Raw genomic sequence first — 22901 nt, 5'->3', positions numbered from 1 at the left:
CCTTGCGTCGCATTAAGTGCCGATCACTGAAAAAGGGAGTCAGCGATGTTACGCCGTGATTTTATCAAATTGACCGCTGCGCTGGGCGCGGCAAGTGCTTTACCCTTGTGGAGCCGGGGCGCGTGGGCAGCTGAACTGCCGGCGTTGCCGATCCCGCCGTTGCTGATGCCAGACGCGCAGGGGAACATCGCTTTGGCGCTGCAAACCGGTGAAATGAACTGGCTGCCGGGCAAGGCAACCCAAACCTGGGGGGTTAATGGTGCATTGCTGGGGCCGGCGGTACGGTTGCAGCGTGGCAAGCCGGTCACGGTGGATATCCGCAATGGCTTGCCGGAGGCCAGTACCGTCCACTGGCACGGTCTGGAAATCCCCGGCGACGTCGATGGCGGCCCACAGGCGCTGATCCAACCAGGTACCACGCGCAGGGTGCAGTTCACGGTGGAGCAACCCGCAGCCACCTGCTGGTTCCATCCGCACACCCACGGCAAGACCGGTCAGCAGGTGATGATGGGCTTGGCAGGGCTGGTGCTGTTGGAAGATGAAGAAAGCAGCAAGCTGCCATTGCCGAAAACCTGGGGGCAGGATGATATTCCGGTGATCCTGCAGGACAAGCGGCTGGGCAAAGACGCACAGATTGAATACCAACTGGATATCATGAGCGCAGCGGTAGGCTGGTTCGGTGATCGCATGTTCACCAACGGTGCCCAGTATCCACGGCATGTGGCACCTCGCGGCTGGCTGCGCCTGCGTTTTCTCAACGGTTGCAATGCGCGTTCGTTGAATCTGGCAACCAGTGATAACCGTCCACTCTATGTGATCGCCAGTGATGGTGGTTTTCTGGCCGAACCGGTCAAGCTGACCGAGCTGTCGATGCTGATGGGCGAACGCTTCGAAGTGCTGGTGGATGCCTCCGATGGCAAACCCTTTGATATCGTCACGCTGCCGGTTAAACAGATGGGCATGACGCTGGCACCGTTCGACCAGCCGCTGCCGGTATTGCATATTCAGCCTTCGCTGGCGCAGGGCATCAAGACCATGCCGGACAGCCTGGTGAAACTGCCTGTATTACCGGCGGTGAGCGGGATCCAGGAGCGCTGGCTGCAACTGATGATGAACCCGCAGTTGGACAAACTGGGCATGCAGGCCTTGATGGATCGCTACGGTCATCAGGCCATGGCCGGCATGAGCATGGATCACGGCAATATGGCTAAAGGCGGCGGTGAGATGGCCGACATGAAAGGCATGGGCCACGGCGCGATGAAAGGCATGGATCACGGTAATATGAAGGGGATGGATCAGGGTGCCAAGCCGTTCGACTTCAGCCATGGCAATATGATCAACGGTAAAGCCTTCGACATGACCAAGCCGATGTTTGAAGCCAAGCGCGGAAAATATGAAAAATGGACCATTTCCGGTGAAGGCGACATGATGCTGCACCCGTTCCATATTCACGGCACCCAGTTCCGTATTCTGTCGGAAAATGGCAAGCCCCCGGCGGCCCACCGTAGCGGCTGGAAAGATACGGTGCTGGTCGAAGGTTGGCGCAGTGAAGTGCTGGTGCGTTTTGATCACCCAGCCAACAGCGATCATGCCTATATGGCCCACTGCCACCTGTTGGAACATGAAGATACCGGCATGATGCTGGGCTTTACCGTAACCGACTGATCCACCCACCCTGGAACAACGGGCGGCGCACTCGCGTCGCCAGCGCTTGGTTTGGCCTTGGGAAGTGGCTATACTGCTTAAAATATCAGCTATTGAGGGAAGCATTATGTCGACAAAATTGGACCCCATCGTCTCGGAGTTTGAAACTCAAGAGCAGGCTGACCGCTATGACCGTTGGTTTCGGAGCCAGGTTGAAGCTGCAATCAATAGTAGCGCCCCTTTGATCCCTCATGATGAAGTCATGGCCGGTGCCCGTAAGATTATCGAAGAAGCTAAAGCTAAAAGAAAATCAGCCTGATGCTGGCCGTCAAATGGACTGACGAGGCAAAAACGGGTTTATATACCCTGATCGCTTTTATCGCGGAACAAAATCCAGTTGCCGCTGAGTCGCTGATGCAGCGTATAGAAGAATCGGTCATTCCAGTAACTGAACATCCGTATTTGTTCCGAACCGGGCGCGTAGCCGGAACTCGTGAAATAGTGGTACACCCAAATTATATAGTGATTTATCGCGTATTAGCGGAGCATATCGAGGTGTTGAGTGTGCTTCATGCCCGTCAGGAATACCCTCGAACTTTGCCCTAAACTTTGTTGATACCTGAACCCGCCAGATTCAACGGGCGGCGCACTCGCGTCGCCACTGGCTTCAGGCTATGCTAAACTCTGCGCCCTTCTTCCGGCAACTGACCTGAAAACTATGAAACACACTGTAGAAGTAATGATTTCCGAGCAGGAAGTTAAGACACGTATCGCCGAACTTGGCCGCCAGATCACCGAAGATTACCGCGATAGCGGCAGTGATATGGTGTTGGTCGGACTGCTGCGCGGCTCCTTTATGTTCATGGCCGATCTGTGTCGCACGATTGAAGTGCCGCATGAGGTCGACTTTATGACCGCTTCCAGCTACGGCAGCGGTATGTCTACCACCCGTGATGTGAAAATCCTCAAGGATTTGGATGAAGACATCCGTGGTAAAGACGTGCTGATCGTGGAAGACATCATTGATTCCGGCAATACGCTGAACAAAGTGCGCGAAATTCTGGCGCTGCGCGGGCCGAAATCCCTGGCGATCTGTACCCTGTTGGACAAGCCTGAACGCCGTGAGGTTGAAGTGCCGGTTGAGTACGTGGGCTTCCCCATTCCGGACGAGTTTGTGGTGGGTTATGGTATCGACTACGCTCAGCGTTATCGCCATCTGCCGTACGTCGGCAAAGTGGTGCTGCTGGACGAGTAATAAGCTGCGGGCGCGGTTTACCGCGCCCGTGACAGAATTAAATGCCCTTATCCTGCTGCAATGTGGCCATGGCCTTGCGATAGCCCATCTCCAGGCTTTCGCGGCTGGTGGCCGCCACTTCAAGATCGCGCAAGCGTCCGTCCTGGATGCCATACACCCAACCGTGAATCATGACTTTCTGGCCACGTTTCCACGCTGATTGCATGATGGTGGAATGACCCAGGTTGTAGACCTGCTCAATCACGTTGATTTCACAGAGCACATCGAGGCGTTGTTCCGGCTCCAGTTCACCCAACAGTGAGCTGTGCTTGTACCACAGGTCACGAATGTGCAGCAGCCAGTTGTTGATCAGCCCCAGTTCCGGGTTCTCAACCGCGGCTTCCACACCGCCGCAGCCCAGGTGGCCGCAAATAATGATATGTTCAACTTCCAGCACGTCGACGGCGTACTGCACCACTGACAGACAGTTTAAATCGGTATGAATCACCAGGTTGGCCACGTTGCGGTGGACAAACAGTTCACCTGGCTCCAGTCCGGTCAGTCTTTCCGCGGGAACGCGGCTGTCTGAACAACCTATCCATAAAAAGCGGGGCTTTTGCGCCTGGGCTAAACGTTCAAAAAAGTCTGGGTCTTCCTTGCTGATGTTAGCTGACCAGGTATGGTTATTAGCGATAAGCTTTTCGATTTCTTTCATGGAGGTTATAGACCTGTAACGAACAGATTGCGTTGGGGTAATATAGGACAAGCATCACATTTTGGAAATCGGAACAGTTACGCAAGACGATATTCAGCCACTTTTTATACAGTATGGCGGGATGGAACCTGAATTTTCCGCACGGATTTGCCTCAGTGAAAACGCTGCTGATGATAAGATCATCTTCATTACAAGACGCAGCAGCATACTCATCGTCACAAGGTACTTTTTAACTTATGAATTATGCACTGGAAATAGCGCAGTTAACCAAGACTTACGCCGGTGGCGTCAAGGCATTGCGCGGGATCGACCTGAACGTCGAGGCAGGGGATTTCTACGCTTTGCTGGGGCCTAACGGCGCCGGGAAATCCACCACCATCGGCATTATCAGCTCGCTAGTCAATAAGACGTCCGGCAGCGTGCGGGTATTCGGCTACGACATCGATAAAGACATTGTTAATGCCAAACGCCAGCTTGGACTGGTGCCTCAGGAGTTCAACTTTAACCCGTTTGAAACCGTGATGCAGATTGTGGTCAATCAGGCGGGCTACTATGGCGTGACTCGCCGTGAAGCCCTGGTGCGGGCGGAAAAATACCTGACCCAGTTGGATCTGTGGGGCAAGCGCGATGAACGCGCCCGCATGTTATCCGGCGGGATGAAGCGCCGCCTGATGATCGCCCGCGCATTGATGCATCAGCCAAAATTGCTGATCCTCGATGAACCGACTGCCGGGGTAGATATCGAGCTGCGCCGCTCGATGTGGGGCTTCCTGAAAGAGCTCAACGCTCAGGGCACCACCATTATCCTCACCACCCACTATCTGGAAGAGGCAGAAATGCTGTGCCGCAATATCGGCATTATCCAGAACGGCGAACTGGTGGAAAATACCTCGATGAAAGGTCTGTTGGCCAAGCTGAAGTCTGAAACCTTCATCCTCGATCTGGCGGCGAAAAGCCCGTTACCGAAGCTGGACGGTTACCGCCACCGCCTGACGGACACTTCAACGCTGGAAGTGGAAGTGATGCGCGAGCAGGGCCTGAATGGTCTGTTTGCCCAGCTCAGCACCCAGGGTGTTCAGGTACTGAGTATGCGTAACAAGGCTAACCGGCTGGAAGAGCTGTTTGTCACCCTGGTTAACGGTAATGGAGAAAAAGCATGATGCGTTTGTATTGGGTGGCCTTACAGAGCATCTGGGCCAAAGAGATCAACCGTTTTGCCCGCATCTGGATCCAGACGCTGGTACCGCCGGTGATCACCATGACGCTGTATTTCATCATCTTCGGTAACCTGATAGGTTCACGCATCGGTGAGATGCACGGTTTTGATTACATGCAGTTTATCGTCCCTGGTCTGATCATGATGGCGGTGATCACCAACTCATATGCCAACGTGGCCTCCTCGTTCTTCAGCGCCAAATTCCAACGTAATATTGAAGAACTGCTGGTGGCGCCGGTACCGACGCATGTGGTGATCGCCGGTTACGTCGGCGGTGGCGTAGCGCGCGGCGTTTGTGTCGGCGTGCTGGTCACCGTGATCTCGCTGTTCTTCGTGCCGCTACAGGTGCATGCCTGGTGGGTGATTGTGGCCACGCTGCTGCTGACGGCGATTTTGTTCTCGCTGGCGGGCCTGATCAATGCGGTGTTTGCCACCACCTTTGACGATATCAGCCTGATCCCGACCTTCGTGTTGACGCCGCTGACCTATCTGGGTGGGGTGTTTTACTCGCTGACGCTGCTGCCGCCGTTCTGGCAGGCGGTGTCCAAACTGAACCCGATCGTCTACATGATCAGCGGATTCCGCTATGGCTTCCTGGGCATCAGCGACGTGCCGTTGGCGCTGACCATGACGGTGCTGGTGGCGTTTATTGCAGTGTTCTACCTGTTGTCCTGGTACCTGATTGAGCGCGGTCGCGGTCTGCGTACCTGATTAACCTGTGTCCCCGGGCATCGCGTGCGGGGACGCTTTTATTGACCTGAAGCAAGCACCCTGTAAATCAATAAAATTGCTCAAATAACCCCTTTCTCCCGGCTGTTCAAATCGTGCTATGCTGGCGCTCCACATTTTCTCCATTTTGTTATATGCCCTATGAATTTCAAGTTGCGGCTTGAAAGGCGACGGGTATACGCACTCGTAAGCAGAACATAACCATGCGGTCTACACACAAGATAGCGGCTGGGTTACTCGGCATCCTGATGTCACTTGTCGCCCCGGCAAGCCTGGCAAATTTGCTGTCGGAAGACAGTGCTGTTAAATCCGAATATATGGAAGCACAACGCGATAGCGAAGTCTATTCGCTGATTGGCGAGCATGTCATCCCGGTTGGTGAAGTGAAGCAGGGGCAACTGATCCAGGTGTTCCCGGCGGATGCGGAATATTACGAGTTCAAATTCGGCCACGGCACGGGGTTTATTGATAAAGACGACGTGCGCGATCTCAAAAAATCACGCAAGGTGAAGGATGATCTGGGGGAGCTGAATAAACCGCTGACCAACCAGAATCTGATCACTCACAAGGCGATCAACGTTTATACCGATGCGGATAACAGCAGCGATGTGTTTGGCGTGCTGGAAGAGAACCTGCGCTACCCGATCATCGGTAAGCTGAAAGACCGGCTCAATAACACCTGGTACGAGATCAACATTGGCGATCGCCTGGGCTATGTCAGTGAGCTGGACTGCGAGATTGACACCGGCATACCGATACTGACCTACCATCACCTGCTGAAAAACGAAGAGAACAAGCGCTTCCGCCATACTTCGACCACCACGTCGGACGTGGCATTCAGTAACCAGATGACCTATCTGAAGCAGGCGGGCTATGACACCATTTCCCTGTATCAGTTGGAAGCCTACCTGAAAAACCAGATCAACCTGCCGGGCAGGGCGGTGGTACTGACGTTTGATGATGGGCTGAAATCGGTCTATCGCTACGCTTACCCGGTCTTGAAGAATTACGGCTTCCGCGCTACGGCGTTTATCATTTCTTCGCGCATTAAACGTCACCCGCAAAAGTGGAACCCAGACTCGCTGCAGTTTATGAGTATTTCCGAACTGAAGCAGATTCAGGACGTCTTCGACGTGCAGTCACATACTCATTTCCTGCATCGCACCGACGGTAATCGTCAGCCGATCCTGCTGAGCCGCTCGCTGCACAATATCGAATTCGATTTTGAGCACTCACGCCGTGCGCTGTCGCAGTTTAATCCGCATGTGCTGTATGTGTCCTACCCGTTTGGCGGCTACAACCAGCGGGCGATACAGGCCGCGAAAGATGCCGGGTTCCATATGGCCGTGACCACGGTGCAGGGCAAAGTGAAACCGGGGGATAACCCCTATACGCTGAAACGGCTGTATATTTTGCGCACCGACTCGATTCAGACCATGGCGGACAGAATAGCCAACAAGCCAGGAACGCTGGTGGTGCAATAGCAAGAAAGGAACGGGCGCAGACAGCGCCCGTTTTATTTTTAGGCGACCTGTACCGGCACGGCTTTCGCCTTGCGTTGCAGGTGGTTGTCACCTTCGAAATAGGCTACTTTCGGATGGTGCTGGCGGGCATCGGCATCGCTCATCTGTACATAGGAGCAGATGATCAGTTTGTCGCCCACGCAGGCGCAACGTGCTGCCGCGCCGTTGACCGAAATAATGCGCGAACCGCGTTCGGCGGCGATGGCATAGGTCGAGAAACGCTGACCGTTATCAACGTTATAAATATCGATAGCTTCATATTCCAGAATGCCTGCGGCTTCCAGGAAGTCCTGGTCGATGGCGCAGGAGCCCTCATAGTGCAAGTCAGCCTGAGTCACTTTCACCCGATGCAGCTTGCCTTGCAGCATAGTACGTATCATCAGAATGCCTCCGGGAAACCTCGGCCTTCAGGCCGGGGAGGAAAGGTGACGATTTTCGCGCTGATTTCTTTTTGTACTTTCACGATGACTCCTGTAAATATCTAATGATGAAACGTGCCTATAAATATCGGTTCTATCCCACTCCCGAGCAGGTTGAGCTTTTGGCTCAAACATTCGGCTGTGTCCGTTTTGTCTACAATGCCGTGCTGCACTGGCGCGGTGAAGCTTTTCGGCAGCGTCAGGAAAAAATTGGCTATTCCGCCGCTTCGGCTCACTTAACTGAGCTGAAGAAAAACGCGGAGTATGCCTGGCTAAACGACGTGTCCTGCGTCCCTTTGCAGCAGGCGTTGCGCCATCAACAGACGGCGTTTAATCACTTCTTTTCAGGCCGCGCCAGCTATCCTGCATTTAAATCCAAACGTCACAAACAGGCTGCAGAGTTTACTAAAAGCGCCTTTAAATATGTTGATAACCAACTCTATATCGCCAAAAGCAAAATGCCTCTGGCGATACGCTGGTCACGTTTACTGCCGTCAGCGCCATCGACGGTAACTATCACCAGAGATGCGGCTGGTCGGTACTTTGTTTCCTGCCTGTGCGAATTTGAGCCTGCATCACTGCCTGTCAGTCCGAAAATGGTTGGCATTGATGTAGGTTTAAACGATTTGTTCGTCACTGACAGCGGATTAAAAACTGGCAATCCGCGCCATACTGCTAAGTACGCGGCACGGCTGGCGGTACTGCAGCGCCGATTAAGCAAAAAGCGCAAGGGTTCGAAAAATCGCACCAAAGCTCGCTTAAAGGTCGCCCGTCTGCATACGAAAATCGCCGATTGCCGTCTGGATAACTTGCATAAACTGTCCCGCACACTAATAAACGAAAACCAAGTGGTGTGCGTTGAATCGCTGAAAGTGAAGAACATGCTCCGCAACCCCAGGCTGGCAAAGTCTATTGCCGATGCCAGCTGGTCTGAGTTTGTCAGGCAGCTTCAGTACAAAGGAAAGTGGGCTGGCCGTAGCGTGGTGGCTATTGACCCCTACTTTCCTTCTTCCAAACGTTGCTCGTGTTGTGGTTTTACCCTGAAACATCTTTCGCTTAATGTCCGTAGCTGGGTTTGCCCTGAGTGCAACATCAGCCATGACCGCGACATTAATGCTGCCCGTAATATCAAAGCTGCCGGGCTGGCAGTGTTAGCCCACGGAGAGTTTGTAAAACCCGCAGCGTAAATTGCGCTGAAGGTCGAGCTCGGTGAAGTGGGAATCCTCGCGCTTTAGGGCGGGGAGCAGTCAAAACTTTACCTAGCTGAATATCAGCCTTCACAGGCGATTGGGGTTGAACATCCATCCGGCGTCATCGTCACCGATAAGCCTGCCATTGTCTACTGCCAGGCGGGGCGTAATGGTGACGACTGCACAAAAAATGACTTACAGTGTCAGGTCAACCTGTTGATTGTCGATCAACCGCGCTTTGCCCAGCCAGGCGGCCATCAACACCACCGCACGGCGGCTTTCAACGCCGAGTGGCTGCAGGCTGTCGGCGTCACGAATAAACAGCTCATCCGGCGTGAAACCGGCATTGCGCAGGTGTTCGGCGGTTTGTTCCAGCAACTCGTCGACGTGGCGTTCGCCGTTGCTGAGCTGTTCTGCCAACGCATTCATGATTTTACTGAGCTGCGGGGCGATTTTACGCTCTTCAGCGGTCAGGTAACCGTTGCGTGAGCTGAGTGCCAGGCCATCTTTGGCGCGAACAGTAGGTACGCCGACGATATCGATGTCATAGCCCATGTCCGCCACCATCTTGCGGATCAACGCCAGTTGCTGGTAATCCTTCTCGCCAAAACAGGCCAGATCCGGCTGCACCAGATTGAACAACTTGCTGACAATGGTGGCGACGCCGCGGAAGTGGCCCGGACGGCTGGCACCTTCCAGCATGCTGGAGATACCCGGCACATCGACGTAGGTTTGCTGTTCCAGCCCCTGCGGATAGACATCGGCCGGGGCCGGTGCAAACACCAGTTCAACGCCGCGACGGGTCAGCTTTTCGCTGTCCTCCTGCAGGGTGCGTGGGTAACGCGCCAGATCTTCTGGACGTTCGAATTGCATCGGGTTGACGAAGATACTGACCACCACGATATCGGCGCGCGCACGGGCTTCATCGATCAGTGTCATATGGCCTTCGTGCAGGTTGCCCATGGTTGGCACCAGCGCGATGCGTTTCCCATCCTGACGCCAGCGGCGGATCTGCTGACGCAACAGCGGCAGGGTTTCGATAATTACCATTGCATAACTCCTAACGCGGTCACTTTAGTTGAAAGAGTGCTCTTCAGCGGGGTAAATTCCTTGCTCCACGTCCTGAATATAGTGTTGCACCGCCGAGCGGATATCGCCGCTTTGCGCCAGGAAGTTTTTAGCGAATTTCGGCGTGTGACCGCCGGTGATACCGAATGCGTCGTGCATCACCAGGATCTGTCCATCGGTGGCATTACCGGCGCCAATGCCGATCACCGGGATGGTCAGGGCTTCGGTGACCTTGCGTGCCAGTTCGGTCGGTACACATTCCAGCACCAGCAGTTGGATACCGGCCAGCTCCAGATTTTTTGCATCTTCCAGCAGCTGCTTGGCGGCGAGCTCATCACGGCCCTGCACCTTGTAGCCGCCGAAGACGTTGACCGACTGCGGTGTCAGGCCGAGGTGGCCGCATACCGGCACGGCGCGTTCGGTGAGCGTTTTCACCGTTTCACACAGCCAACTGCCGCCTTCCAGCTTCACCATATTGGCACCGGCCTGCATCAGTTCGGCGGCATTGGCACAGGCCAACTGTGGGGTGGCGTAACTCATAAAGGGCAGGTCGGCCAGCAGCAGACAGGCCGGTGCGCCACGGCGCACGGCACGGGTATGATAGGCAATGTCGGCAACGGTGACCGGCAGCGTGGAGTCGTGGCCCTGCAGCGTCATGCCCAGCGAATCGCCCACCAGCAGCACTTTAACGCCTTGCTCTTCAAACAGTTTGGCAAAGCTGGCATCGTAGGCGGTGAGGGAAGCAAACTTGCGCTGTTCCTGCTTCCACTGGTGCAAATGGGTCACGGTGGTGGGTTTCATCACGTCGTCTCCTGAATAGGGTCGTGCGGCGTGCGCAGGGCCCTGGCTGCAAAAAAGTGCTGTCATTCTACTGTAACCCTAACGGGGTGGGTAGCGCAGATCATAATGCTTAAGCGGTTCTTAAGAACCTTGTGGTGTAATGGCCGGCAATGGCTAAAAAAGGACGCACATGCGAATTCTGCTGATAGAAGATGACAAGTTAATCGGCGACGGAATCAAGGCCGGGCTGACCAAGCTCGGCTTTAATCTGGACTGGTTTACCGATGGGCTGGTCGGCAAAAATGCGCTGGAAAGCGCGCCCTACGACGCGGTGATCCTCGATCTGAGCCTGCCGGGCCTCGATGGCCTGGACTTGTTGCGTCAGTGGCGGCAGGCCGGTCATGACGTGCCGGTGCTGATCCTGACCGCGCGCGACGCGCTGGAGCAACGGGTCAACGGCCTGCAAAGTGGGGCCGATGATTATCTGTGCAAGCCTTTTGCCCTGGCGGAGGTGGCGGCGCGGCTGCAGGCGTTGATCCGCCGCCGCCATGGCCAACTGATGCCACAACTGGTGCATGGCAATGTGGTGTTTGATAGCGCCACCCGCAGCGTGAGCTGCAACGGCGAGCCGGTCACGCTGACGCCACGCGAACTGGCGGTGCTGGAACTGTTCCTGCATAACAAGGGGCGGGTGCTGGCGCGGCCGCTGATCCAGGAAAAACTGTACAACTGGGACGATGACGTCAGCAGCAACGCCGTGGAGGTCCATATCCATCATCTGCGGCGCAAGCTGGGTAACGGGTTCATCCGCACTATTCACGGCGTGGGTTACACACTGGGGGATGATGCGTGAAACATCTTAGTCTGCGGCTAAGGCTGATCCTGATTTTCAGCCTGTTGGCGCTGTTGACCTGGTGCTCTGCCAGCCTGGTGGCGTGGATGATGACGCGCAACACCATCAACGAAGTGTTTGATACTCAACAGATGCTGTTTGCCAAACGGCTGGCGACCGTCAACCTGGGCGATCTGCTGGCCGATGAGAGCGTACGCAGCCTGCCGAAAACCAAAAAGCTGGTGCATCACGGCAAGCGTGGCGAGCAGGATGATGACGCGCTGGCGTTCGCCATCTTCGATCGCGATGGCAAGATGCTGCTCAACGATGGGGAAAACGGCGCGGATTTCCGCTTTGACGGCGATCGCGAAGGTTTCACCGATGGCGAACGCAAAGGCGATGACGACAGTTGGCGCTTACTGTGGCTGACCAGCCCGGATGGCCGCTATCGCATCGTGGTAGGGCAAGAGTGGGACTATCGCCGGGATATGGCATTGGGCATGGTGACCGGGCAACTGGTGCCGTGGTTGGTGACGCTGCCGATCCTGATGCTACTGATTGCGCTGATGGTTGGGCGTGAGCTGCGGCCACTGCGAAGTGTTGCAGCAGGATTGCGCCAGCGCGCACCGGACGATGCCACGCCGTTGGACGCGCGTCAGGTACCGACCGAAGTCCGGCCGCTGGTCGATGCGCTTAACGCACTGTTTACTCGCATCAATGCGTTGCTGGTGCGTGAACGGCGCTTTACGTCTGATGCCGCCCATGAGCTGCGCAGTCCGTTGGCGGCGCTGCGGGTGCAGACAGAGGTGGTGCAGTTGGCCGGTGATGACGAGCCGATGCGTGAGCATGCGTTGGGCAATCTGACGGTGGGTATCGATCGTGCCACCCGGCTGGTGGATCAACTGCTGACGCTATCGCGGCTGGATTCCCTGTCTGACCTGGCTGAGCTGGAAGCGGTCGACTGGGGCCAACTGGTGCCGATGACGCTGGCAGAGCAGGATCGCCATGCTCATGCTGCCGGCGTCACCCTGCGTTACGAACAACAGGGCTCGCCACCGCCGCTACAGGGGCAAACGCTGCTGCTGTCGCTGCTGGTGCGTAATCTGCTGGATAATGCGGTGAGGTATACTCCAGCGGGCGGCATCGTAACTGTGAGGCTGACAGAGCGCCTGCTGACGGTCGAGGATAATGGTCCTGGGGTAACGGTGGAACATCTGGCGCGGTTGGGGGAACGTTTTTATCGTCCGCCAGGCCAGGAGCAAACCGGCAGTGGGTTGGGGTTGTCGATTGTGCAGCGTATTGCCGGCTTACACGGACTGCGCGTTAGCTTTGCCAACCGGCCAGAAGGGGGATTTGTTGCTCAGGTGATGCTGTAGGGCGTGGCATGCTGCGTCTGACTCAGGCTTTGTGCTTGGGTTTGTGCCAGAGTTCCATGCCATTTTGCGGCACGCGTTTCAGGCAACTGGCCAGCGATTCGCCATCGGGGAAGATTAACTCGGGGGCGATTTCTGCCAACGGATAGAGCATGAACTCACGCTCTTTCAGACCGTAATGCGGCACCGTCAGGCGGTCGGTATGAATGACCTGCTCGCCATACAGCATGATATCCAGATCCAGAGTCCGTGGGCCCCAGCGCTCATCTTTGCGCACGCGGCCCTGATTGCGTTCTATCGCTTGGGTGTGATCGAGCAACTGTTCTGCGGGTAGCAAGGTATCCAGTGCCACCACCGCATTGAGATAGTCCGGCTGGTTCTGCGGGCCCAGCGGCTTGGTGCGGTAAAACGAAGAACAAACGATCAACCGGCTGCGTGGGAGATGCTCCAACGCTTCCAGTGCGGCTTTCACCTGTTGTAGCGGGTGCGCCAGGTTGCTACCCAGCGCGATATAAACGCGGATCATTATTCTCCTTCTTTACGCGGCGTCCGGCGGCGAGGGCGGCGTTGACGCGCGCGGCGCGGTGCCGGATCGTCACCCAAAGTACTCAACATGGTTTTCTGGCGTGCCGGAGTGGCTTCCTGGAACTCGCCCCACCATTCGGCCAGACGCAGCATTTCCTGGTTTTCTTCCACTTCGGCACGCAGCGCCAGCAGATCGTAAGCGGCGCGGAATTTCGGGTGTTCCATCAGCTTGTGCGCGCGCTTGCCCTGACGACGGGACAGGCGAAGCTGCAACTGCCAGATATCGCGAACCAGCGTGGTGATGCGTTTCGGGATGGCCAGCGAACGACACTGCTCGTCCAACACGTCATTCATCGCCAGCGCGAAGGCGTCGTAGTACGCCAGTCCGCTCTCCTGCGCCAGTTTCTGCGCATGTTCCAGCAGCGGGTACCAAAGCATAGCAGCAAACAGGAACGCCGGGTTGACGCGCATGTCGTTCTGCAGGCGGTAGTCGGTGTTCTTCAGCACCTGCGCCAGAATACGCTCCATCGGCGTGTCCTGGGTCGGCGTGAAGTGACGTGAAATCTGTGGGAACAGCGGCTGGAACAACTGATATTCACACAGCTTCAGATAGGTCGGATAACCGTAGCCTGCCTGCAGCAGCTTGAGAGACTCTTCAAACAGACGTGCCGGCGGGATCTCATGCAGCAAGGATGCCAGGCGCGGGATCGGCTCGGCGGTTTCGTCACTGATGGTCATGTCCAGCTTGGCGGCAAAGCGCACTGCGCGCAGCATGCGCACCGGATCTTCACGATAACGGGTTTCCGGATCGCCAATCAGGCGGATCACGCCCTGTTTGAGATCGCGCAGGCCGTTGACGTAATCACGCAGAGTGAAGTCCGCTACGCCGTAATACAGGCTGTTGATGGTGAAGTCGCGGCGCTGGGCATCTTCTTCGATCGAACCGAAGATGTTGTCGCGCAGCAGCATGCCGTTTTGGGCCTGTTGGGAAGAATTTTTGTCAGATTCCGGCGTTTGCTGCTCGTGGTGACCACGGAAGGTGGCAACCTCGATAATTTCCGGCCCGAACATCACGTGTGCCAGGCGGAAGCGGCGGCCAACCAAACGGCAGTTGCGGAACAGCTTGCGCACTTGCTCCGGCGTTGCGTTGGTGGTGATGTCGAAATCTTTCGGTTTTTTGCCCAGCAACAGGTCACGTACGCCGCCACCGACCAGATAGGCCTCGAAGCCGGATTTATTCAGGCGATACAGCACCTTCAGCGCATTCTCACTGATGTCTTTACGTGAGATGGAATGCTGGTCGCGTGGGATCACGGTCATTGAACCGTTGCTCTCTGCGGCAGGAAAAGGTGAGCGTTTACGCGGTGCCGGTCGGCGGGCAGGGCTTTCTCTGCCGCGATCGGCGGAACGTTGCTGCGGCGCGGCCGGCGGTGCCGCCACCACGCTTTCTTCGCGGACTACGTTTTTATCGCTGACCGGCGCATCATCGCGCGGCTGCTTGTCATCGCGGATTAGCACCTTACGGCAGAAATTGGCTACTCGGGTAAAAATGGTACACCTCGATAGTGTCTGATAAAAATGGCGCTAACAAAAAATAGCGGCTAATCATAGCTCACCATGGCTCTTTTGAGAATGCCGATGTGTTTTCGTCCAGGGAAATAGCCTCCCGGCGCGGCACATCATCCAGCTTCCAGTGTGCGATTGCCCAGCTCAATAATAACGACAGGTCAAGATCTTGCCAGCTTTCCGGCAGCGGTTGGCGCAGAAATTTTAGCGCGGCCACCAGTATTGGGCGTGGATCGCCGTCGGGCAGAGCGGGTGCATGGTTTTGCTTCGACAGTTTGATACCGTTGGCGCCCAGCGCCAGCGGCAGATGCACATAGGCGGGCACCGGCGCCTGTAACTGATGGTACAGCGCTATCTGGCGCACCGTAGGTTCGATCAGGTCGGCACCACGAACGATTTCGGTAATGCCCTGGAAATGGTCGTCCACCACCACCGCCAGGTTATAGGCGAACAGCCCATCACGTCGACGAATGATAAAGTCTTCCTGTGCCAGCGCCCGGTCGGCCTGCAACTCACCCTGCAGGCGGTCATGAAAGGTGTAAACCGGAGAGGACTGACGCAAGCGAATGGCGGCACCTTGCGGGCCAAGATTCAAAGAGCGACAGTGGCCGTCATACAGGCCGCCTATCTGCTGAATACGGCTGCGGGTACAGTTGCAGAAATAGCTGAGCCCCTGCTGATGCAGTTGATCCAGAGCGGCGCGGTAGGCTTCATGACGTTGGGATTGATAGATGACCTGGCCGTCCCAGAGGAGACCATAGTGTTCCAGAGCGGATAAGATACGATCGGCCGCACCGGCGACTTCTCGCGGGGGATCGATATCTTCAATGCGAACCAGCCACTGCCCGCGTTGGGCACGAGCCTGGAGGTAGCTTCCCAGAGCGGCAATCAGCGAGCCGAAATGCAGATCCCCGGAAGGCGATGGGGCAAAGCGCCCCACATAATGTCTTTCTTGCATATCAGAGGGGAAACTTTCCCTTTTCTCTGTGCGGCGCACGCAGAACGCACGCCGCAGCGGTAACAACTGTATTAGCCGGCCATCTGCTTTTCGCGGATTTCGGCCAGAGTCTTGCAGTCGATGCACAAATCGGCAGTCGGACGCGCTTCAAGGCGACGAATGCCAATCTCCACGCCACAAGAGTCGCAGTAGCCGAAATCTTCGTCTTCTACTTTCTTCAGCGTTTTCTCGATCTTTTTGATCAGTTTGCGTTCACGATCGCGGTTACGCAGTTCAAGACTGAACTCTTCTTCCTGAGTGGCACGGTCGGCCGGATCAGGGAAGTTAGCTGCCTCTTCCTGCATATGAGTTACCGTACGATCAACTTCATCCCTGAGCTGGTTACGCCATGCTTCAAGAATGCGCTTGAAATGCGACAACTGGGCGTCGTTCATGTACTCTTCGCCCGGCTTCTCTTGGTACGGCTCCACCCCAGCGATGGCGAGAATGCTCAAGGACGAGGTTTTACGGGTTTGCCCTTCTTGCATGTTGCTTCTCCTACATACACACGCACTATCGAATCCCCAATGTGGGGGAAAAACAGGCCGCTATAAATAACAGATGGGAGGTAGGTTGGCAATTATTCCTGTCGCCTGCTTGACAATGGTGTGAAGGAAGGCGTATTTGGCGACGCGTTAACCGGTTGTCGAATTATTTGTACCCGGCCAGCGCTAATCGATAAAAAACGGTAACTTATCGCAGAGAGATATACCGTCAGGTGATAATTTAGCCCCATAACAAACCACTTCTACACCCAACTGCTGAACCTGTGCCAACAGTGTCGCATAACGCTCATCTATATGATGTGCCGGTGCGACCTGCTCAATACCGCTATGTAACACAGCAAAGAACAATACCGCCCGTTGCCCGCTTTCAACCACGCTTAGCAACTCACGTAAGTGCTTCTGTCCTCTGAGCGTTACTGCATCAGGGAAGTAACCACGTTGTTGTTGCAATAATGTGACTGACTTAACTTCAATATAGCAGTTAGCTCGGTTTTCTGCCTGTAATAACAAATCGATACGACTGTTCTCACTGCCGTATTTTACTTCGCTGCTGATTTTACTGTAACCGGATAATTCATTGATTAGATTCTGTTCGATTGCCTCACGTACCAACCCATTGGCACGCAAGGTGTTCACGCAGATCCAGTCCCCCTGTTGGGTATGGGTCAGTTCCCAACTCTGGGCGTATTTGCGCTTGGGATTATCCGAAGTGGAGTACCAAACGGTGTCGCCGGGCGTGGCACAGCCGGTCATGGCACCGGTATTGGCGCAGTGCAGGGTGAAGGTTTCCCCTTCCGGGGTGACGACGTCCGCCAGAAAGCGTTTGTAACGTTTAATCAGCGTGGCGTGGCGCAGCGGTGGCGTAAAAATCATCGGGTGTCCTGACGGGTTAAAGACCATTGCTCAAGCATTTGATAACGCGTGCGGCCGTTTTCAAACACTGACTGGTACAGGGCGAATTCGTCGGCGCTGAAGTTCCAGCCCGGGGTAGCGGGCGGCACGGCGACCGGTTGCGTCGCCGATCGCAGCAGAGTGATATGCGGATGAAACGGCATCGGGCTCTGATAACAACCGCTGCGAGCCGCCTGCGATCGTAACAGCTCCGCCAACTGCAACAGCCCACGCGGGGCACGTCGGGTGCCGAGCCAAACCACGCCGGGACGCGGCCAGTGCCCCAGGTCGTCCAGCACCATGCTGAAACCGGGCTGGCTAATACGGCCCGCCAACTTTTTCAGCGCGCTCTCTTTTTGCGCCGAGACGTCGCCGAGAAAGGCCAGCGTCAGGTGCAAATTGGCCGCCGCGACCGGCCGACCGACTTCCGGCGCGAAGGCTTCGGCACGCCAGCGGATCACCTGTTGCTGTAGCGCATCAGGCAAGGTCAGGGCGAAAAACAGGCGGCGCGAATTGGACATGGGGCCCCGGCAAGTGGCAAGTGAATGAAACGCAGACTCTAATGCTACAATGTGCGCCGTCCAATGTTAACCACTACGGAGAGTTCTGTGTCTTCACTGCCCGTCAGCGCGGTTCTTGATGAATTGCTCACTGCGCTGCAATCCGCCCCGCAGGTGCTGCTGCATGCGCCGACCGGTGCCGGTAAATCGACCTGGCTGCCGCTGCAGATCCTGGCTAAAGCCGGGCTGCCGGGCCGCATCATCATGCTCGAACCGCGGCGGTTGGCGGCGAAAAACGTGGCGTATCGGCTGGCGCAGCAGTTAGGCGAAGAACCTGGCCAGACCGTGGGGTACCGCATGCGCGCCGAAAGCAAAACGGGGCCAAATACCCGGCTGGAAGTGGTGACCGAAGGCATTCTCACCCGCATGCTGCAGCAGGATGCCGAGTTACAGGGCGTCTCGTTGGTGATCCTCGATGAATTCCATGAGCGTAGCCTGCAGGCCGATCTGGCATTGGCGCTGCTGCTGGATGTGCAGCAGGGGCTGCGTGACGATCTCAAACTGCTGATCATGTCGGCGACGCTGGATAACGCCCGCCTGTCGCAGTTGCTGCCACAGGCACCGGCGGTGGTGTCCGCCGGGCGTAGCTTCCCGGTCGATCGCCAGTATCAACCCCTGGCCAGCCATCAGCGGCTGGAGGACGGCGTGGCCGCGGCGGTTAAGCGCCTGCTGTCGGAACAGACGGGATCGCTGCTGCTGTTCCTGCCGGGCGTTGCAGAAATCAACCGGGTGCTGGAGCGCTTGAACGGCGAAGTGGCTGCCGATACCGAGCTGTGCCCGCTGTACGGTGCCTTGCCGTTGGCGCAGCAGCAGAAAGCGATTCAACCGGCCCCGGCCGGGCGGCGTAAAGTGGTGCTGGCGACCAACATCGCCGAAATCAGTCTGACCATCGAAGGCATCCGGTTGGTGGTCGACAGCGGCCTGGAGCGGGTGGCGCGTTATGACGTGCGTAATGGCCTGACGCGGCTGGTGACACAGCGTATCAGTCAGGCGTCAATGATCCAGCGCGCCGGTCGTGCCGGGCGTCTGGAGCCGGGTATCTGCTGGCATCTGTTTGCCAAAGAGCAGGCAGAGCGGGCGGCAGAGCACGCCGAACCGGAAATTCTGCAAAGTGACCTCGCCGGTTTCTGGCTGGAGTTGCTGCAATGGGGCTGCCATGACGTCGGGCAACTGACCTGGCTCGATCGGCCACCGGAAACGGCACTGGCGGCAGCCCGGCGGCTGTTGCAACGGCTGGGTGCCACCGATGACGGCGATAAACTTACCTCGCGCGGTCGGCAGATGGCCAAATTGGGCTGTGAGCCACGGCTGGCAGCGATGCTGACCCACGGCGCAGAGCGCGGGGCTGATGGGCTGGCGACGGCCGCCGCACTGGCGGCGTTACTGGAAGAGCCACCGCGCAGCGGACAAATGGATATCGGCTACTGGCTGAGCCGCCCACAGCCGAACTGGCAACGCCGGGCGACTCAGCTTGCCCGCCGCCTGCAGGTGAAAAGCGGGCAGGTTGACGTTGAGATGGCCCCGCGCCTGCTGGCGTTGGCATTTACTGACCGTATCGCCCAACGGCGTGGGCAGGATGGCCGTTACCTGTTGGCTAACGGCATGGGGGCGGCGATGAATCAGGATGAGGCGTTATCGCGAGCGCCCTGGCTGATTGTCCCCAGCCTGCTGCAGGGGCATAACAGCCCCGATGCCCGTATTCTGCTGGCACTGCCGGTGGAGATTGAAGCGCTGGCAGCGCAGTTACCGGCGATCGTTTCCCAGCAAACCGCCGTGGAATGGGATGAAGAAAAAGGCACGCTGCGCGCCTGGAAGCGCCAGCAGATTGGTCGTCTGACGCTGCGTGCCCAGCCGCTGGCCAAGCCGGGGGCCGAAGAGATGCAACAGGCGCTGCTTAACTGGGTGCGTGCCCAGGGTGTGGCGGTGCTTAACTGGGATACCGCTGCCGAACAGTTGCGCCTGCGTTTGCAGTGCGCACAGAACTGGCTGCCGGAGGCTGACTGGCCACCGGTCGACGATGACTCGTTACTGGCATCGCTGGAGCAGTGGCTGCTGCCGTCGCTGAGTGGCGTGCGTGACATGCGTGGGTTGAAACAGGTGAATATCGCCGAGGCCCTGGCGCGGTTGTTGAACTGGCAGCAAAAGCAGCGGCTGGATAATGCGCTACCCACTCATTACACTGTGCCGACCGGCAGCCGATTACCGATTCGCTATGATGCCGGCAAACCGCCGGCGCTGGCGGTGCGTTTACAAGAAGTGTTCGGTGAACAGCGCAGCCCGATGCTGGCTGAGGGTCGCATCCCGGTGGTGCTTGAGTTACTCTCACCGGCGCACCGGCCGTTGCAAATCACCGGCGATCTGGCAGCGTTCTGGCAGGGCGCTTATCGGGAAGTGCAAAAAGAGATGAAAGGGCGTTACCCGAAGCACGTGTGGCCGGACGACCCGGCGAATACCGCTCCCACGCGGCGCACGAAAAAATATCAGTAAACGAATTCAGATGTTTCTTCTGTTCAGCGGCCTGACGGCGCGACAGATTAAGCGACTTATAATGGCCGGCAGTGCCGCCAAGTCTGGAGAGCAACAGCAATGGCTGGGGATGACCGCGAGCCCATAGGGCGCAAAGGGAAACAACCAAAACGCACCGCGTCGCGCAAGCCGCCGCGCCGTCGTCGAGATGACGATTACGATGATTACGAAGAAGACGAGTACCAGGATGACGATGATGATTATGAAGACGAGGAAGAACGCATGCCACGTAAGGTAAAAGCGACTCCGCCGCGTAAAAAACGCCGCTGGCTCGGCCTGCTGATCAAATTGATCCTGGTGGTTGCCGTCCTGTTGGCGATCTACGGCGTATACCTGGATTCGCAGATCCGCAGCCGCATTGACGGCAAGGTCTGGCAGTTGCCGGCGGCGGTGTATGGCCGTATGGTCAATCTGGAACCGGGCATGCCGTACAGCAAAAAGGAAATGGTCGATCTGCTGGAGGGCATGCAATACCGTCAGGTTAGCCGCATGACGCGCCCGGGCGAATTTACCGTGCAGGCCAACAGCATTGAGATGCTGCGCCGTCCGTTTGATTTCCCGGACGGTAAAGAAGGGCAGATCCACGCCCGTCTGGATTTCCAGAACAACCGTTTGGCGAAAATCGAGAACATGGAGAACCAGCGCAGTTTCGGCTTCTTCCGCCTCGATCCGCGCCTGATCACCATGTTGCAGTCACCGAATGGCGAACAGCGTCTGTTCGTACCGCGTGCCGGCTTCCCGGACCTGCTGGTGGATACGCTGATCGCCACCGAAGACCGTCACTTCTATGAACATGACGGTATCAGCCCCTATTCCATCGGCCGTGCAGTACTGGCTAACCTGACCGCCGGCCGTGCGGTACAGGGCGGCAGTACCCTGACGCAGCAGTTGGTGAAAAACCTGTTCCTGACCAATGAACGCTCGCTGTGGCGTAAGGCCAACGAAGCTTACATGGCGTTGCTGGTAGATTACCGTTACAGCAAGGATCGCATCCTTGAGCTGTACCTGAACGAGGTGTATCTCGGCCAGAGCGGCAACGATCAGATCCGTGGTTTCCCGCTGGCCAGCCTGTATTACTTCGGCCGCCCGGTGGATGAACTGAGTCTGGATCAGCAGGCGCTGCTGGTAGGCATGGTCAAAGGGGCGTCGCTGTATAACCCTTGGCGTAACCCGAAACTGGCGCTGGAGCGCCGTAACCTGGTGCTCAAACTGTTGCAGAACCAGGGCGTTATCGATGCCGAACTGTACGACATGCTCAGCGCACGACCGCTGGGTGTGCAGCCGAAAGGCGGGGTGATCACCCCGCAGCCGGCGTTTATGCAGATGGTGCGTCAGGAGCTGCAAGCCAAGCTGGGCGACAAGGTTAACGATCTGTCCGGGGTGAAAATCTTCACCACGCTGGATCCGGTTTCGCAGGACGCAGCGGAAAAAGCGGTTGAAGACGGTATTCCGGCACTGAAGGCGGCTCGCCACGTTCAGGATCTGGAAGCGGCGATGGTGATTGTCGATCGCTTCAGCGGTGAAGTCCGCGCCATGGTTGGCGGTGCCAACCCGCAGTTCGCCGGGTTTAACCGTGCGATGCAGGCGCGCCGTCTGGTCGGTTCATTGGCCAAGCCGCCAACCTACCTGACTGCGCTGTCCGAGCCGGATAAATACCGCCTGAATACCTGGCTGGCAGACCAGCCATTAACGCTGAAACTGCAAAACGGCACCGTCTGGCAGCCAAACAACTATGACCGTAAGTTCCGTGGTCAGGTGATGTTGGTGGACGGACTGGCCTTCTCGCTCAACGTTCCTACGGTGAACCTGGGCATGGCGGTGGGGCTGGATCAAATCAGCGCCACACTGCAACGCCTGGGCATTCCGAAAGCGGAAATCAATCCGGTACCTTCTATGCTGCTCGGCGCGATTGGCCTGACGCCGATGGAAGTGGCGCAGGAATACCAGACCATCGCCGGTGGCGGTAACCGTGCGACGTTGTCAGCGGTGCGCTCAGTGATCGCCGAAGACGGTTCGGTGCTGTACCAGAGCTTCCCACAGGCGGAACGCGTGGTGCCGGCACAGGCCGCCTACCTGACGCTGTATGCCATGCAGCAGGGCGTAGCACGCGGGACCTCCCGTTCACTGTCGGTGAAATTCCCCAACTACAACCTGGCGGCGAAAACCGGGACCACCAACGATCTGCGCGACAGCTGGTTTGCCGGCATCGATGGTAAAGAAGTGGCTATCGCCTGGGTTGGCCGTGATAACAACGGTCCGGCCAAGCTGACCGGTGCCAACGGTGCACTGACCCTGTATCGCCGTTATCTGGAGAACCAGACGCCGCTGCCGCTGATGTTGCAGCCGCCGGAAGGGATCAACCAGATAGCTATCGATTCTGGCGGTAACTTTGTCTGTGGCGGTGGTGGGCGCTCCATCCCGGTGTGGACCGACAATCCGCAAGGTCTGTGTCAGGCAAGCCAGGCAGCTCAGCAACAGCAACAACAGCAGCAGCAGCAGGCTGCGGGTGAGCAGAAAGATGCTGACGGCGTCGCCGGTTGGATCAAGGACATGTTCGGCAAGTAAGCGGCTAATCATGTAAAGCGCTTAGGCGAAAAGTTTTTCTTT

At 57.0% G+C, this 22901-nt stretch carries 22 protein-coding genes; 12 read left to right on the top strand and 10 right to left on the bottom strand.

The annotated features are described in order from the left end of the window. Nucleotides 1–45: 45 nt before the first annotated feature. From cueO to hpt, 4 genes are all read left to right on the top strand, one after another. Nucleotides 46–1665 (top strand): multicopper oxidase CueO, encoded by a 1620-nt coding sequence (gene cueO / locus QOT07_RS21035; protein WP_283603859.1) that lies wholly within the window; start codon nucleotides 46–48, stop codon nucleotides 1663–1665. Nucleotides 1666–1771: 106 nt separating this feature from the next. Then, a complete protein-coding gene (gene relB / locus QOT07_RS21030; RefSeq protein ID WP_219016928.1) occupies nucleotides 1772–1963 on the top strand; it encodes a type II toxin-antitoxin system RelB family antitoxin in 192 nt (63 codons plus the stop codon). Beyond that, nucleotides 1963–2250, top strand: a complete 288-nt coding sequence (locus QOT07_RS21025) for a type II toxin-antitoxin system RelE/ParE family toxin (protein WP_283603858.1) — start codon at nucleotides 1963–1965, stop codon at nucleotides 2248–2250. The genes relB and QOT07_RS21025 overlap by 1 nt, the downstream gene beginning before the upstream one ends. A gap of 112 nt (nucleotides 2251–2362) precedes the next feature. Next, complete coding sequence (gene hpt / locus QOT07_RS21020; protein WP_012146700.1) at nucleotides 2363–2899, top strand: hypoxanthine phosphoribosyltransferase; 537 nt, start codon at nucleotides 2363–2365, stop codon at nucleotides 2897–2899. 37 nt (nucleotides 2900–2936) lie between these two features. Here the strand turns inward: hpt and can are convergent, their stop codons facing one another. Further along, complete coding sequence (gene can, locus QOT07_RS21015) at nucleotides 2937–3593, bottom strand: carbonate dehydratase (RefSeq protein ID WP_061807929.1); 657 nt, start codon at nucleotides 3591–3593, stop codon at nucleotides 2937–2939. A 236-nt stretch (nucleotides 3594–3829) separates the two neighbouring features. Here can and QOT07_RS21010 point away from each other — a divergent pair, with 236 nt between their 5' ends. The 3 genes from QOT07_RS21010 to QOT07_RS21000 all read left to right on the top strand — a co-directional run bounded on the left by QOT07_RS21010 (nucleotide 3830) and on the right by QOT07_RS21000 (nucleotide 7022). Continuing rightward, nucleotides 3830–4753: an ABC transporter ATP-binding protein gene (locus QOT07_RS21010; protein WP_085118881.1), complete on the top strand. Its 924-nt coding sequence runs from the start codon at nucleotides 3830–3832 to the stop codon at nucleotides 4751–4753. Further along, complete coding sequence (locus QOT07_RS21005) at nucleotides 4750–5520, top strand: ABC transporter permease (protein WP_099065287.1); 771 nt, start codon at nucleotides 4750–4752, stop codon at nucleotides 5518–5520. Before QOT07_RS21010 ends, QOT07_RS21005 begins: the two co-directional genes overlap by 4 nt. 221 nt (nucleotides 5521–5741) lie before the next feature. Continuing rightward, nucleotides 5742–7022 carry a polysaccharide deacetylase family protein gene (locus QOT07_RS21000; RefSeq protein ID WP_099065286.1) on the top strand — a complete coding sequence of 427 codons (1281 nt, stop codon included), beginning with the start codon at nucleotides 5742–5744 and terminating at the stop codon, nucleotides 7020–7022. Nucleotides 7023–7060: 38 nt separating this feature from the next. Here QOT07_RS21000 and panD read toward each other — a convergent pair whose 3' ends face one another. After that, the gene (gene panD / locus QOT07_RS20995; RefSeq protein WP_024484346.1) at nucleotides 7061–7441 is read right to left on the bottom strand and encodes an aspartate 1-decarboxylase; all 381 of its coding nucleotides are present in this window, start codon (nucleotides 7439–7441) and stop codon (nucleotides 7061–7063) included. Nucleotides 7442–7548: 107 nt separating this feature from the next. Here panD and QOT07_RS20990 point away from each other — a divergent pair, with 107 nt between their 5' ends. After that, nucleotides 7549–8667, top strand: coding sequence for an RNA-guided endonuclease InsQ/TnpB family protein (locus QOT07_RS20990; RefSeq protein ID WP_219016990.1), 1119 nt, complete (start codon nucleotides 7549–7551; stop codon nucleotides 8665–8667). 198 nt (nucleotides 8668–8865) lie between these two features. Here QOT07_RS20990 and panC read toward each other — a convergent pair whose 3' ends face one another. Both panC and panB read right to left on the bottom strand, forming a co-directional pair. Beyond that, nucleotides 8866–9720, bottom strand: a complete 855-nt coding sequence (gene panC, locus QOT07_RS20985; protein WP_099065285.1) for a pantoate--beta-alanine ligase — start codon at nucleotides 9718–9720, stop codon at nucleotides 8866–8868. A 24-nt stretch (nucleotides 9721–9744) separates the two neighbouring features. Beyond that, the gene (gene panB, locus QOT07_RS20980; RefSeq protein ID WP_129936150.1) at nucleotides 9745–10539 is read right to left on the bottom strand and encodes a 3-methyl-2-oxobutanoate hydroxymethyltransferase; all 795 of its coding nucleotides are present in this window, start codon (nucleotides 10537–10539) and stop codon (nucleotides 9745–9747) included. A gap of 169 nt (nucleotides 10540–10708) precedes the next feature. Between panB and qseB the strand changes: the two genes are divergently transcribed. Both qseB and qseC read left to right on the top strand, forming a co-directional pair. Next, complete coding sequence (qseB, locus tag QOT07_RS20975; RefSeq protein ID WP_283603856.1) at nucleotides 10709–11371, top strand: quorum sensing response regulator transcription factor QseB; 663 nt, start codon at nucleotides 10709–10711, stop codon at nucleotides 11369–11371. Then, nucleotides 11368–12726: a quorum sensing histidine kinase QseC gene (gene qseC / locus QOT07_RS20970; protein WP_099065282.1), complete on the top strand. Its 1359-nt coding sequence runs from the start codon at nucleotides 11368–11370 to the stop codon at nucleotides 12724–12726. The genes qseB and qseC overlap by 4 nt, the downstream gene beginning before the upstream one ends. Before the next feature lie 22 nt (nucleotides 12727–12748). On the opposite strand, the gene folK is transcribed toward qseC, so the two are convergent. The 6 genes from folK to thpR form a co-directional block, all read right to left on the bottom strand. Beyond that, nucleotides 12749–13249: a 2-amino-4-hydroxy-6-hydroxymethyldihydropteridine diphosphokinase gene (gene folK / locus QOT07_RS20965; RefSeq protein WP_099065281.1), complete on the bottom strand. Its 501-nt coding sequence runs from the start codon at nucleotides 13247–13249 to the stop codon at nucleotides 12749–12751. Then, nucleotides 13249–14799, bottom strand: coding sequence for a polynucleotide adenylyltransferase PcnB (pcnB, locus tag QOT07_RS20960; protein WP_151416057.1), 1551 nt, complete (start codon nucleotides 14797–14799; stop codon nucleotides 13249–13251). The genes folK and pcnB overlap by 1 nt, the downstream gene beginning before the upstream one ends. A gap of 61 nt (nucleotides 14800–14860) precedes the next feature. Then, nucleotides 14861–15772 carry a tRNA glutamyl-Q(34) synthetase GluQRS gene (gene gluQRS / locus QOT07_RS20955; RefSeq protein ID WP_283603855.1) on the bottom strand — a complete coding sequence of 304 codons (912 nt, stop codon included), beginning with the start codon at nucleotides 15770–15772 and terminating at the stop codon, nucleotides 14861–14863. Nucleotides 15773–15843: 71 nt separating this feature from the next. Further along, complete coding sequence (dksA, locus tag QOT07_RS20950) at nucleotides 15844–16299, bottom strand: RNA polymerase-binding protein DksA (protein WP_085119044.1); 456 nt, start codon at nucleotides 16297–16299, stop codon at nucleotides 15844–15846. A gap of 183 nt (nucleotides 16300–16482) precedes the next feature. Beyond that, entirely contained in the window at nucleotides 16483–17190 is a 708-nt protein-coding gene (gene sfsA / locus QOT07_RS20945; RefSeq protein ID WP_283603854.1) for a DNA/RNA nuclease SfsA, read from the bottom strand. Next, nucleotides 17187–17729: an RNA 2',3'-cyclic phosphodiesterase gene (gene thpR / locus QOT07_RS20940; protein ID WP_283603853.1), complete on the bottom strand. Its 543-nt coding sequence runs from the start codon at nucleotides 17727–17729 to the stop codon at nucleotides 17187–17189. The genes sfsA and thpR overlap by 4 nt, the downstream gene beginning before the upstream one ends. Before the next feature lie 87 nt (nucleotides 17730–17816). Between thpR and hrpB the strand changes: the two genes are divergently transcribed. Together hrpB and mrcB are read left to right on the top strand one after the other, a co-directional pair. Then, on the top strand, nucleotides 17817–20255 hold the full coding sequence (hrpB, locus tag QOT07_RS20935; protein WP_283603852.1) for an ATP-dependent helicase HrpB: 2439 nt from the start codon (nucleotides 17817–17819) through the stop codon (nucleotides 20253–20255). A 99-nt stretch (nucleotides 20256–20354) separates the two neighbouring features. Continuing rightward, the gene (gene mrcB / locus QOT07_RS20930) at nucleotides 20355–22859 is read left to right on the top strand and encodes a bifunctional glycosyl transferase/transpeptidase (RefSeq protein WP_207977566.1); all 2505 of its coding nucleotides are present in this window, start codon (nucleotides 20355–20357) and stop codon (nucleotides 22857–22859) included. Nucleotides 22860–22901 lie beyond the last annotated feature (42 nt).

It is taken from the genome of Serratia proteamaculans, assembly GCF_949794035.1.
Lineage (GTDB): Bacteria > Pseudomonadota > Gammaproteobacteria > Enterobacterales > Enterobacteriaceae > Serratia > Serratia proteamaculans.
Note: the sequence above shows the minus strand (reverse complement) of the source record. Positions and strands in the feature narration are given on the sequence as shown.